The 13,594-nt window shown below is 69.6% G+C and carries 5 protein-coding genes, 1 tRNA gene and 1 rRNA gene; 6 read left to right on the top strand and 1 reads right to left on the bottom strand.

Going from position 1 to position 13,594, the window contains the following annotated elements; genetic code table 11:
• The 3 genes from rrf to ACIBK6_RS20880 form a co-directional block, all read left to right on the top strand.
• Window positions 1–92 (top strand): 5S ribosomal RNA (rrf, locus tag ACIBK6_RS20890); the annotation flags it as partial.
• A 98-nt stretch (window positions 93–190) separates the two neighbouring features.
• A complete protein-coding gene (locus ACIBK6_RS20885; RefSeq protein ID WP_399052766.1) occupies window positions 191–868 on the top strand; it encodes a DegT/DnrJ/EryC1/StrS family aminotransferase in 678 nt (225 codons plus the stop codon).
• A 112-nt stretch (window positions 869–980) separates the two neighbouring features.
• Window positions 981–1,053 (top strand) — tRNA-Thr (locus ACIBK6_RS20880).
• A gap of 56 nt (window positions 1,054–1,109) precedes the next feature.
• Here the strand turns inward: ACIBK6_RS20880 and ACIBK6_RS20875 are convergent.
• Window positions 1,110–3,743 carry a SpoIIE family protein phosphatase gene (locus tag ACIBK6_RS20875; protein ID WP_399052765.1) on the bottom strand — a complete coding sequence of 878 codons (2,634 nt, stop codon included), beginning with the start codon at window positions 3,741–3,743 and terminating at the stop codon, window positions 1,110–1,112.
• Window positions 3,744–4,116: 373 nt separating this feature from the next.
• On the opposite strand from ACIBK6_RS20875, the gene ACIBK6_RS20870 reads away from it, so the two are divergent.
• The 3 genes from ACIBK6_RS20870 to ACIBK6_RS20860 all read left to right on the top strand — a co-directional run bounded on the left by ACIBK6_RS20870 (window position 4,117) and on the right by ACIBK6_RS20860 (window position 13,424).
• Complete coding sequence (locus ACIBK6_RS20870) at window positions 4,117–9,621, top strand: HAMP domain-containing protein (RefSeq protein WP_399052764.1); 5,505 nt, start codon at window positions 4,117–4,119, stop codon at window positions 9,619–9,621.
• Window positions 9,622–9,865: 244 nt separating this feature from the next.
• Window positions 9,866–10,540: a two-component system response regulator gene (locus tag ACIBK6_RS20865; protein WP_399052763.1), complete on the top strand. Its 675-nt coding sequence runs from the start codon at window positions 9,866–9,868 to the stop codon at window positions 10,538–10,540.
• Between the two features lie 124 nt (window positions 10,541–10,664).
• A complete protein-coding gene (locus tag ACIBK6_RS20860; protein WP_399052762.1) occupies window positions 10,665–13,424 on the top strand; it encodes a DNA translocase FtsK in 2,760 nt (919 codons plus the stop codon).
• Window positions 13,425–13,594 lie beyond the last annotated feature (170 nt).

Genomic DNA, 13,594 nt, shown 5'->3' with positions numbered 1-13,594 from the left:
CGCCCGGTTACATTCCGAACCCGGAAGCTAAGCCTTTCAGCGCCGATGGTACTGCAGGGGGGACCCTGTGGGAGAGTAGGACGCCGCCGAACAAACTTTCAACGCTGGCCCCTGAACTTCGGTTCAGGGGCCAGCGTTTTTTTGTGCCCGCTTACCTGGCGTTCATGTGGCAAGAGGACGATCCGCTGTCATGAGAATGACAGGAGCGCTCAAGTCTGCCGGTGTCGCGACCGGCGACGAGGTGATCGTGCCGGCCTATGACTCCGGCGAGTTGGCCCGGACGGTCGTCGCGGCCGGCGCCGTGCCGGTGTTCGCCGACATCGATCCGCTGAGCTACTGCCTCGCGCCGGAGGCCGTCGGCGCGGCGATCACGCCCAGGACCGCCGCTGTCGTGCTCGTACACCGCTTCGGGTATCCGGCCGATGCCACGCGGTTCGCCGAACTGGCCGTTCGGCACCGGGTGTTGATCCTTGAGCAGGAGGACGGGGCGGGCGCCGACGGGGATGTGACCCAACGGCGGGAGCGGGCCGGGTACTTGGACCGGCGGCTCGCCGGGGTCGAGACGCCCGCGCCCGCCGAGGGGCATCGTTATCAGCGGTACGTTGTGCGCGTGCCCGGCAATGGGCGGCCCGACCGGGATGCGTTCGCGCGGCTGTTGCGGCGGCGCGGGGTCGCCTGCGAGGTGCCCGTGCCCATTCCCGTACACCGGATGCGGGAGTTCAGGCGGGACGGATGGATGCTGGCCGAGACCGAGCGGGCCGCGGACGAGACGCTCGCGCTGCCTTCGCTCGACGGGCTTTCGGAGGCGGAATTGCGGCGATTGGTGTCCGTCTGCAACGCGCTCGGCGGGCTGCTGCAGCCCGCTTAGGGGGTGTCCGGTGGGTCATGGGTCCGGAACCGGTGACCGTGGTTCGGAACACCGTCTGATTCGGGGTATGCTTTATCTCGTTGGTGAGGGGGAAACCCCGAAACAACAACAGGCCCCTATAGCTCAGTCGGTAGAGCGTCTCCATGGTAAGGAGAAGGTCTGCGGTTCGATTCCGCATGGGGGCTCAGGAATACGAAAGGCCCCGCCCATTGGGCGGGGCCTTTCGCGTACCCTCTCGGGGTTATCGCTTGGCCTGTTCCGGGATGCGCAGCGACAGGATCGCCATGTCGTCGGAGGCCGGTTCGGCGGCGAAGCGCTCGACCGCGCGCAGCACGCGGGCGGCGACGGCGCCGGCGGTGAGGCCCGTGCAACTGGCGAGGACGTCGGTGAGGCCGTCGTCGCCGAGCATGCGGGTGCCCTCGCGGCGCTCGGTGATTCCGTCGGTCACGCAGAGCAGGACGTCACCCGGGTCAAGGGTGATCGTCTGCTCGTACAGCTCCAGATCCTCCATGACGCCGAGGAGGGGCTGGGGTTCGGCGGCCGGTTCGACCGTGCCGTTCTGGCGCAGGCGCAGCGGCAGCGGATGCCCGGCGCAGACGATCTTCAGGATGGCGCTGCCGTCCTCCTGCGGCCACAACTCCCCGTAGAGGAGGGTCAGGAAGCGGCTGCGGGCGCCCTCGTCCAGGATCGCCGCGTTCAGCCGCTCCAGGACCGCGGGGCCGCCGAAGCCCTCGCGGGCGAGCAGGCGCAGGGCGTGCCGGGCCAGGCCGGTGACCGCGGCGGCCTCCGGGCCCGTACCGCAGACATCGCCGATGGCGAAGCCGTAGGCGCCGTCGCGGATGGGGAACAGATCGTAGAAGTCGCCGCCCACCTCGTTGCCTTCGCCGGCCGCGCGGTAGATGACCTCGACCTCGACGCCCGGGATCTGGGGCAGGCCCGGCGGGAGCAGGCTGCGCTGGAGGGAGCGGCTGATGGCCATGCGCTCGGAGTAGAGGCGCGCGTTGTCGAGGGCGAGGGCGGCCCGGCGGGAGAGGTCCTCGGCGAGTTCGAGGATCTCCTGACGGAAATGGTCATCTGACGGTTTGCCGAGTGTCAGCATGCCGATGACGCGGTTGCGGGCGACGAGCGGCAGCACGACGGTTTCGCCGCCGACCGCGGCCGCCGTCGAGAGGGTGGTGCCGATTCCGCCGCCCACGTGCGGGATGCCGGGGCGGCCGAGGTCGCGCATCGAGACGCGGAGAGCGGCCTGGTGGGCGGCTTCGCCGGGGGCGGTCCAGACGCGGGCGCCGGGGGTGGGCACCGGCTCCGGCGGGTCGATCTTGGAGAGCAGGGCCTTGAGGCCGTCGATGCGCTCCTCGTCCTCGTGCAGGACGTAGGAGAGGTACGGGTCCGAGGCCTGGTCGGCGATGGTGTAGACGGCGCACCAGGTGGCCAGCGTCGGGACCGTCATCTGGGCCATGAGGGCCAGGGTCTGGTCGCGGTCCAGGGTGCCGGCCAAGAGGTCGGAGGCCTCGACGAGGAAGCTCAACGAGCCTCTGCGCAGGCGTTCCAGCTCGCCCAGGCGGGCCGATTCGACGGCCAGGGCGATGCGGTCGGCGGCGAACTGGAGGCGCAGGGCCTCCTCGTTGGAGTAGCGGCCGGGGGATTCCGCGGCGACGCCCAGCGAGCCGGTGAGGCGGCCCTCGACCTTGAGCGGGACGGTGACGACCGAGCGCATGCCGGTGCTTTCGAGGAGCGGGACGGCCCCGGGGACGGCCGCGAGGTCCTCGTGGACGGCGGGCATCCTGGCGGATCCGTACCGTCCCGTGCCCGCCTCCACGGGGACGCGGGCGAAGCGCTGGCGGGCGGAGGGGAGGCCGGTGGTGGCGCGTACCTCCAGCTCCGTCTCGTCGTCGGTGGCGAGCAGCAGGAAGGCGGAGTCGCCGTCCAGCATGTCGCGGGCGCGTTCGACGGTGCGCTGGAGCAGGCCGTCGAGGTCCTCGGGGGCGGGGGAGCCGATGAAGACCTCGAACGGGTCGAGGTTGCGGCTGTCGCCGTGGGCGGCGGGATCGGTGGCGGGCTGGCGGACGGGGGTCTGGAGCACCGCCCGCTCGTCGTCGCGCACCAGCAGGCAGACCGTCGAGGGCTCGCCCTCGGTGTCGCGCACGCGCAGGTGGGAGGCGTACACCGGGACGACGCGGCCGTCCGCGCCCCTTATCCCGTAACTGCCTTCCCAGCGCGAGAGTTGGAGGGCCTCGACGATGCCGGTGGAGGTGCCGGGGGTGTGCGGCCAGGCGGCGAAGTCGGTCAGCGCCTTGCCGGTGACCTGCTCGGAGGGGTAGCCGAACAGTTCCTCGGCGTCCTCGTTCCAGGCGCGTACGGAGCCCGCCCGGTCGATCTGGACGACGGCGACCCGGACCCTGCCGTCGGTGACGGGAAGCAGCGCGGTGGGCACGGCGGGGCCGGCGGAGCGGGTGCCCACCGGGCGGTCGGGGAGGTCGAGTTGGAACCAGACGTTCTTCCTGGTCGGGGTGTACTCGACGCCCCAGCGGGAGGCGAGGGCCGCGCAGAGCAGCAGGCCTCGGCCATTTTCTCGGTCGGGTCCCGCGATGTCGGCGGGGGAGCCGAGGAGCGGAACCTCACGTTCGGGGTAGCGGTCGGCCACTTCTACGCGTACGCCGTCGCCGGAGCGCAGGCACAGGACGTCCGCCTTGGTGCCGGCGTGGACGACCGCATTGGTGACGAGTTCGCTGGTCAGGACGACGGCGTCGTCGACGACGTCCGCGTACCCCCAGCCCTGGAGGGTGTCCCGGACGAAGGCGCGGGCGGTCGCGACCGACCGCCCGACAGGGTCGAAGCTGGCTGCCGCCCGCGCGGTGATCACAGAACTCCTCATACGCGTCTCTACGCCCGGATCTCCTTGGCGGGGCTCCGGAACGTGCCCTCCGGGAATCAACAGTCCCATGTCGGCCCGCCCCCTCCGGTGTCCCGTGGTCGTCCTTTGTGCCGCCCTCCCCCAAGCTTTACCGAGCAGGAGGTACGAACCGCCCTCTTGCCGGGCAGACCGGGGCGGCTGGACAGTCGGATGCCAGGTTACTTACCTTCGCTGTCCGAGCGGATGCCGGTCACCAGTGTTTCCGCCCTCCGAGGGCGGGGACGGATATGCGAAGCTGCCGAACTGTTATGGCCTGGTTCGGCCGTGGTGAAACACTGGGCATGCTTCCGGAGGCATCCCGGGTAGTGCGGTCAACCCTTGCGGGAGGGACATTGTGGAGTCTGGCGCAGCAGCGCGCGGCGTAGGCACGCGCGCGAAGGACGAGCAGCCCCGGACTCAACAGGCCCGGAGCCACAAGCAGCGCGGGGGCAACGGGACGACCGAGGTGGACACGGCGGCGCTGCAGCGGCTGCTCGCGGCGCTCGCGTCGATGCGGGACGGGAACTTCCGCAAGCGGCTGACGGTGTCCGGTGATGGCGTGATGGCGGAGATCGCCGCCGTCTTCAACGAGGTCGCGGACCGCAATCTGCATCTGACCGGCGAGATCGCCCGCGTACGCAGGATGGTCGGGCGCGAGGGGAAGCTGACCGAGCGGCTGGAGAACGGGGCCTGCGAGGGTTCCTGGGCTGCCGCGATCGATGCCTCCAACGCGCTGGTGGACGATCTCGCGCGGCCGGTCTCCGAGGTCGGGCGGGTGCTCTCGGCGGTGGCCGAGGGCGATCTGGAACAGCGGATGGATCTTCGTTCGCACGGCAGCGACGGCGCCGAGCGGCCGCTGCGCGGCGAGTTCCTCAAGGTGGGGCGGACCGTCAACAACCTGGTCGACCAGTTGTCGGCCTTCACCGACGAGGTGACGCGGGTCGCCCTTGAGGTCGGTACGGAGGGCAAGCTCGGCGGTCAGGCCCAGGTGCGCGGTATGTCCGGTTCCTGGAAAGATCTGACGGATTCCGTCAACACCATGGCGTACCGGCTGACCGCACAGGTACGTGATATTGCTCTCGTGACGACGGCGGTCGCCAAGGGTGATCTGTCGCGCAAGGTCACGGTGCACGTGGCCGGCGAGATGCTCCAGCTGAAGAACACCGTGAACACGATGGTCGACCAGCTGTCCTCCTTCTCCTCCGAGGTGACGCGCGTCGCCCGCGAGGTGGGCACCGAGGGCGAACTGGGCGGTCAGGCGCAGGTGCCGGGCGTGGCCGGGGTGTGGAAGGACCTCACCGACTCCGTCAACGTGATGGCGACGAACCTGACCGCGCAGGTGCGCGGGATCGCCCAGGTGACGACGGCCGTGGCGAGCGGCGATCTGTCGCAGAAGGTCACCGTCAACGCACGCGGCGAGGTCGCGCAGCTCGCGGAGACCATCAACCAGATGACCGAGACGCTGCGTACGTTCGCGGACGAGGTGACCCGGGTCGCCAACGAGGTCGGCGCGGAGGGACTGCTCGGCGGGCAGGCGCAGGTGCCCGGGGCGGCGGGGACGTGGAAGGACCTGACGGATTCCGTCAACACCGTCTTCCGCAACCTGACGACCCAGGTGCGGGACATCGCGCAGGTGACGACGGCGGTGGCCAGCGGTGACATGAGCCAGAAGGTCACCGTCGACGTGGCCGGCGAGATGCTGGAGCTGAAGAACACCGTCAACACCATGGTCGACCAGCTCCAGTCGTTCGGTTCCGAGGTGACCCGGGTCGCCCGCGAGGTCGGCATCGAGGGCCGGCTGGGCGGGCAGGCGGAGGTGCCGGGGGCGGCGGGGACGTGGAAGGACCTGACGGATTCCGTCAATACCGCATTCCGCAACCTGACCGGTCAGGTGCGCGACATCGCCCAGGTGACGACGGCGGTGGCCAATGGCGACCTGTCGCAGAAGGTCACGGTCGATGTCGCGGGCGAGATGCTGGAGTTGAAGAACACCGTCAACACGATGGTGGCGCAGCTGTCGTCGTTCGCCGACCAGGTCACGCGGATGGCGCGGGACGTGGGCACCGAGGGCCGCCTCGGCGGCCAGGCGCGGGTCGACGGCGTGTCCGGCACCTGGAAGGAACTCACCGACTCCGTCAACTTCATGGCGGGAAACCTGACTTCGCAGGTCCGTCAGATCGCCCAGGTGACGACGGCGGTGGCTCGCGGTGATCTGTCGCAGAAGATCGACGTGGACGCGCGCGGCGAGATGCTGGAGCTGAAGAACACCATCAACACGATGGTCGACCAGCTCTCCGCCTTCGCCGAGCAGGTCACCAGGGTCGCCCGCGAGGTGGGCACCGACGGCCGGCTGGGCGGGCAGGCGCAGGTGCCCGGCGTCGCCGGGGTGTGGCGCGATCTGACCGACTCCGTGAACGGCATGGCCGGCAACCTCACGGCGCAGGTGCGCAACATCGCCCAGGTCGCCACGGCGGTGGCCCGCGGTGATCTGTCGCAGAAGATCGACGTGGACGCGCGCGGCGAGATCCTGGAGCTGAAGAACACCCTCAACACGATGGTGGACCAGCTGTCCAACTTCGCCGAGCAGGTCACCAGGGTGGCCAGGGAGGTGGGCACGGAGGGCATCCTGGGCGGTCAGGCCGAGGTGCAGGGCGTGTCCGGCACCTGGAAGGACCTCACCCAGTCCGTCAACTTCATGGCGAACAACCTGACTTCACAGGTGCGCAACATCGCCGAGGTGACGACGGCGGTCGCCGAGGGCGACCTCTCCAAGAAGATCACCGTCGACTCCAAGGGCGAGATCCTGGAGCTGGTGACGACCGTCAACACCATGGTCGACCAGCTGTCCAACTTCGCGGACGAGGTCACCAGGGTGGCCCGCGAGGTGGGCACCGAGGGCATCCTGGGCGGTCAGGCCCGGGTGCGCGGGGTCACCGGCATCTGGAAGGACCTCAGCGACAACGTCAACCTGATGGCCGCGAACCTGACGACCCAGGTGCGGAACATCTCCCGGGTCTCGGCGGCGGTCGCCAACGGAGACCTCACCAAGAAGGTGACGGTCGAGGCGCGCGGCGAGGTCGCCGAACTCGCCGACACCGTCAACACCATGGTGACGACGCTGTCCTCCTTCGCCGAGCAGGTCACCAAGGTGGCCCGCGAGGTGGGCACGGACGGCATCCTGGGCGGTCAGGCCCGGGTGCCCGGCGTCTCCGGTACGTGGAAGGACCTCACCGAATCGGTGAACTCCATGGCCGACAACCTCACCGGCCAGGTGCGGCAGATCGCCACCGTCACCACCGCCATCGCCCAGGGCGATCTCACCAAGAAGATCGACATCGATGCGCGGGGCGAGATCCAGGAGCTGAAGAACACCATCAACACGATGGTCGACCAGCTGTCCTCGTTCGGCCAGGAGGTCACCCGGGTCGCCCGAGAGGTGGGTACCGAAGGCCAGTTGGGCGGTCACGCCCGGGTGCGGGACGTGGACGGGACCTGGCGCGACCTCACCGAATCGGTGAACGAGATGGCCGGGAACCTGACCCGTCAGGTACGCGCCATCGCCGCCGTCGCGACGGCGGTGACCCGCGGCGACCTCAATCTGAAGATCGACGTGGATGCGGCGGGCGAGATCCAGGCCCTTCAGGACAACCTCAACACGATGATCGCCAACCTGCGCGACACCACCGTCGCCAACAAGGAGCAGGACTGGCTCAAGGGCAACCTGGCCCGCATCTCCGGCCTGATGCAGGGCCGCCGCGACCTCGACGACGTGGCCTCGCTGATCATGACCGAGCTGACACCGGTCGTCTCGGCGCAGCACGGCGCGTTCTTCCTGGCGATGCCGACCGGGCGCGGCCCCGAGGTGAGCGGGGACGGCGACGGATCGTACGAGCTGCGGATGCGCGGGAGTTACGGATACTCGGCCGGTTCGATGCCGACCTCCTTCCGGCCCGGTGAGACGCTCATCGGCACGGCCGCCGAGGAGAAGCGGACGATCCTGGTGGAGAACGTGCCGCCGGGCTACCTCAAGATCTCCTCCGGGCTCGGCGAGGCGCCGCCCGCGCATGTGATCGTGCTGCCGGTGCTCTTCGAGGGGAAGGTCCTCGGGGTGATCGAGCTGGCGTCGTTCCAGCCGTTCACGCACATCCAGAAGGACTTCCTCAACCAGATCGCCGAGATGATCGCGACCAGCGTCAACACCATCTCCGTCAACTCCAAGACCGAGGTGCTGCTCAAGCAGTCGCAGGAGCTCACCGAGCAACTGCGCGAGCGCTCGGCCGAGTTGGAGAACCGGCAGCGGGCCCTGCAGGCGTCCAACGCCGAACTGGAGGAGAAGGCCGAGCTGCTCGCCCAGCAGAACCGCGACATCGAGGTGAAGAACACCGAGATCGAGGAGGCCCGGCAGGTCCTGGAGGAGCGCGCCGAGCAGCTCGCGGTCTCCATGCGTTACAAGTCCGAGTTCCTGGCGAACATGTCGCACGAGCTGCGCACACCGCTCAACTCCCTGCTCATTCTCGCCAAGTTGCTCGCCGACAACGCGGAAGGGAACCTCTCCCCGAAGCAGGTCGAGTTCGCCGAAACGATCCACGGGGCGGGTTCCGACCTGCTCCAGCTGATCAACGACATCCTCGACCTGTCGAAGGTCGAGGCGGGCAAGATGGACGTCTCGCCGACCCGGATCGCCCTGGTCCAGCTGGTCGACTACGTGGAGGCGACCTTCCGCCCGCTGACGGCGGAGAAGGGTCTCGACTTCTCCGTACGGGTCTCGCCGGAGCTGCCCGCGACGCTGCACACCGACGAGCAGCGGCTGCTCCAGGTGCTGCGCAACCTGCTGTCCAACGCGGTGAAGTTCACCGACAGCGGTGCCGTGGAGCTCGTCATCCGCCCGGCCGGCTCCGACGTCCCCGACGCCATCAGGGAGCAGCTCCTGGAGTCGGGCTCACTGCGCGACGCCGACGCCGACCTGATCGCGTTCTCGGTCACCGACACGGGCATCGGGATCGCGGCCGGCAAGATGCGGGTGATTTTCGAGGCGTTCAAGCAGGCGGACGGCACGACCAGCCGCAAGTACGGCGGCACCGGCCTCGGCCTGTCCATCAGCCGCGAGATCGCGCGGCTGCTCGGCGGTGAGATCCACGCGGCGAGCGAGCCGGGCCGTGGCTCCACCTTCACGCTCTATCTCCCGCTCCACCTCAGCGAGTTGCCCCCGCAGGGCTACCCGCAGCTCGTGCCCGGCGGTATGGAGACCGCGGTGGGGTTCGCCCTCGACGCCGTACGCCCCCAGGCGGCCGGGTACAACGGCGGCCCGCAGTCGGGGCCGGGCGAGGCGCAGCCCGGAACGGCCGGACTGTTCCGGCGGCGCCGCAAGGCGCTGGGTGGTGCGGACGGGCGGACGGTGGGCACGATGCCGGGACGGTCCGACGCCGAGAGCGACGGCTGGGCGGCGGCCGAGCCGGAGCGGACGCCCGCGCGCAGCTTCCACTTCGCCGGCGAGAAGGTGCTGATCGTCGACGACGACGTACGCAATGTCTTCGCGCTCACCAGCGTCCTTGAACAGCACGGCCTTTCGGTGCTGTACGCGGAGAACGGGCGGGAGGGCATCGAGGTCCTGGAACAGCACGAGGACACCGCGGTCGTGCTGATGGACATCATGATGCCCGAGATGGACGGCTATGCAACGACTTCGGCGATTCGCCGGATGCCGCAGTTCGCCGGTCTGCCGATCGTCGCGCTCACCGCGAAGGCGATGAAGGGGGACCGCGAGAAGGCCATCGAGTCCGGCGCTTCCGACTATGTGACGAAGCCGGTCGACCCGGACCATTTGCTCTCGGTGATGGAGCAGTGGATGCACGGGAAGTGATCGTCCGTCGTCCGCATCACCAGGTGTCGCTGACTGAGTGTGGCCGAAGGCGTGTGAGACGGCGGTATTCGGGGAACCTTCTGGTCTCCCACCGCGTTTCTGCTACGTGCACAGTGACATCGCGGTGACAGGGTGTGGCGACAGGCGGGGTGCGGCTACCATGACCGGCACAAGGACGGGCGACGCAAGGGAGTCGTCCCCTGGGGCGGCGCCCGGTGCACTGCCGGGGCGAGGAGGACGGGCCATGGTGCAGAAGGCCAAGATCCTCCTGGTCGATGACCGGCCGGAGAATCTGCTGGCGCTGGAGGCCATCCTCTCTGCGCTCGATCAGACACTGGTGCGGGCATCGTCAGGGGAGGAAGCGCTCAAAGCGCTGCTTACGGACGATTTCGCGGTCATTCTGCTGGACGTCCAGATGCCGGGGATGGACGGGTTCGAGACCGCCGCGCACATCAAGCGGCGCGAGCGGACGCGGGACATCCCGATCATCTTCCTCACGGCCATCAACCACGGCCCGCACCACACCTTCCGGGGCTACGCGGCGGGTGCCGTGGACTACATCTCGAAGCCGTTCGACCCCTGGGTGCTGCGCGCCAAGGTGTCGGTCTTCGTCGAGCTGTACATGAAGAACTGCCAACTGCGCGAGCAGGCGGCCCTGCTGCGGCTCCAGTTGGAGGGCGGCGCCCACGGCGGCCCGGCCAGGGAGTCGGCGGGCCTGCTGGCCGAACTGTCCGCGCGGCTCGCGGCAGTTGAGGAGCAGGCCGAGGCGCTCTCGAAGCAGCTCGACGACGATTCGGCGGACGCCGCCGCGGTCGCCACCGCCGCCCACCTGGAGCGCAAGCTCACCGGTCTGCGGCGGGCGTTGGACGCGCTGGAGCCCGGCACCGGCGGCGCGCCCACCCTCCCTTCACAGAACTGACGGCCGCCGGATCTGACGCCGTGTCCGGCTGAGGCGGCGTCAGCGTCCTTGGCCCGTACGACACGGACGGGTGAAGCCGTAGGCACACGTGTCCACCGCCGCCGACCCAGGTAACCTCAGCACCATGGCCTCACGTACGTCCGGCAAGGGTTCCCAGGGCACGGCGGGCACCGCGAAGCGCACCGGCCGTACCCCGGCGAAGAAGGCTGCGCCCGCGAAGCAGGCCGCGGCCCCCAAAGCACCCGCGAAGAAGACCGCAGCCAAGAAGGCGCCCGCGAAGAAGGCGGCCGCCGTCCCCAGGCCCGCGCCCAAGGCGGCGCCGTCCCCTACAGGGGGCCTGTACAAGCTGGTGCGCGCCGTCTGGCTCGGCGCGGCGCACGCCGTCGGCGCGCTGTTCCGGGGAATAGGACGCGGTGCCAAGGGACTCGACCCGGCGCACCGCAAGGACGGCGTCGCGCTGCTGCTGCTCGGCCTCGCGCTGATCGTCGCGGCCGGCACCTGGTCGAATCTGCGCGGCCCGGTCGGCGACCTCGTCCAGATGCTGGTGACCGGCGCGTTCGGCCGTCTCGACGTGGTGGTGCCGCTGCTGCTCGGCGCCATCGCGATCCGGCTGATCCTCTACCCCGAGAAGCCGGAGGCCAACGGGCGGATCGTCATCGGGCTTTCGGCGCTCGTCCTCGGAGTGCTGGGCCAGGTCCACATCGCGTGCGGTTCGCCGGGCCGGGGAGACGGCACCGGCGCCATGCGGGACGCGGGCGGGCTGATCGGCTGGGCCTCGTCCAAGCCGCTCGAATTCACGCTGGGCGACGTGCTCGCCGTGCCGATGCTCGTGCTGCTCACCGTCTTCGGGCTGCTCGTGGTCACCGCGACGCCGGTCAACGCCATCCCGCAGCGGCTGCGGCTGCTCGGGGTCAAACTCGGCGTCCTCGAACCGCTCCCGCACGACGTGGAGGAGGGCGCGGAGGAGCCGTACGACGACGAGTGGCGCGAGGCCGAGCCCGCGTCCCGCAACCGGCGCCGCTCCGCCGCCCCGAACGAGCAGGACCCGGACCGGGCCGAGCAGGAGGCGCTCTCGCGCCGCCGCAAGCCCCGGCGCGCTTCGGTGCAACCCGCGTTCGAGGGCGGGATGGACCCGGTGGACGTGGCCGCCGCCGCTGCCGCGGCCCTCGACGGAGCCGTCCTGAACGGGCTGCCCCCCTCGCCCGTCGTCGCCGACCTCACGCAGGGCGTCTCCGTCGAACGGGACCGGGAGCAGGCCACCCCGCTGCCGACCGCCCGCGCCGCCGAGCCCGAAGCGGCGGCGCCGAAGGCCGCGCCGGGCGCGAAGCCCGTCGTACTGGACCTGACGAAGCCGGCGCCCGCGGCCACCGAGCCGCTGCCCCCGCGCGCCGAGCAGCTCCAGCTGGCGGGGGACATCACGTACGCGCTGCCCTCCCTTGACCTGCTGGAGAAGGGCGGCCCCGGCAAGACGCGCAGCGCCGCCAACGACGCCGTGGTGGCCTCGCTGCAGAACGTCTTCATGGAGTTCAAGGTCGACGCGAACGTCACCGGGTTCACCCGCGGACCGACGGTCACGCGGTACGAGGTCGAGCTCGGTCCCGCCGTGAAGGTCGAGCGGATCACCGCCCTCGCCAAGAACATCGCGTACGCGGTCGCCAGCCCGGACGTGCGGATCATCTCGCCGATTCCGGGGAAATCGGCTGTCGGTATCGAGATTCCCAATACCGACCGCGAGATGGTCAACCTCGGCGATGTGCTGCGGCTCGCGGACGCGGCCGAGGACGACCATCCGATGCTGGTGGCGCTCGGCAAGGACGTCGAGGGCGGCTATGTGATGGCCAATCTCGCCAAGATGCCGCACGTCCTGGTCGCGGGCGCCACCGGTTCCGGAAAGTCCTCCTGCATCAACTGCCTGATCACCTCGGTGATGGTGCGGGCGACGCCCGAGGACGTACGGATGGTGCTGGTCGACCCCAAGCGCGTCGAGCTGACGGCGTACGAGGGCATTCCGCACCTCATCACGCCGATCATCACCAACCCCAAGCGGGCCGCCGAGGCGCTGCAGTGGGTCGTGCGCGAGATGGACCTGCGTTACGACGACCTCGCGGCGTTCGGCTTCCGGCACATCGACGACTTCAACGAGGCGATCCGCAACGGCAAGGTGAAGTTGCCCGAGGGCAGCGAGCGCGAGCTGACGCCGTACCCCTATCTGCTCGTAATCGTCGACGAGCTCGCCGACCTGATGATGGTCGCGCCGCGCGACGTCGAGGACGCGATCGTCCGCATCACCCAGCTGGCCCGCGCCGCCGGTATCCATCTGGTGCTCGCCACCCAGCGGCCCTCCGTCGATGTCGTCACCGGCCTGATCAAGGCCAACGTGCCCTCCCGGCTGGCGTTCGCGACCTCCTCGCTCGCCGACAGCCGGGTCATCCTCGACCAGCCGGGCGCCGAGAAGCTGATCGGCAAGGGCGACGGCCTCTTCCTGCCGATGGGAGCGAACAAGCCGACCCGGTTGCAGGGCGCCTTCGTCACCGAGAACGAGATCGCGGCGATCGTCCAGCACACCAAGGACCAGATGGCCCCGGTCTTCCGGGACGACGTCACGGTCGGCAGCAAGCAGAAGAAGGAGATCGACGAGGAGATCGGCGACGATCTGGACCTGCTGTGCCAGGCCGCCGAGCTGGTGGTCTCCACCCAGTTCGGCTCGACCTCGATGCTCCAGCGCAAGCTGCGCGTCGGCTTCGCGAAGGCGGGCCGGCTGATGGACCTGATGGAGTCGCGGAACATCGTCGGGCCCAGCGAGGGCTCGAAGGCGCGGGACGTTCTGGTCAAGCCGGACGAACTCGATGGAGTGCTCGCCGTGATCCGTGGGGAGGCTCCCTGAGTGTGCGAGGGAGCGGGCAGGGAAGCGGGCTCTCAGCGGACTGTTTCCGTCGGCTGACAGCCACTCGGGCGAAACAGCACTCGTACGGGATGCCGGAGCAACCGTTTCCCTTGGCCATACGTCAAGTTGAGGGAGGGACGGAAACATGCGATGTCAGCTGTCTCGATGCC

The sequence above is a fragment of the Streptomyces sp. NPDC050485 genome (genome assembly GCF_044458185.1).
Taxonomy (GTDB): Bacteria; Actinomycetota; Actinomycetes; order Streptomycetales; family Streptomycetaceae; genus Streptomyces.
This window is presented reverse-complemented; position numbering and strand designations above follow the sequence as displayed.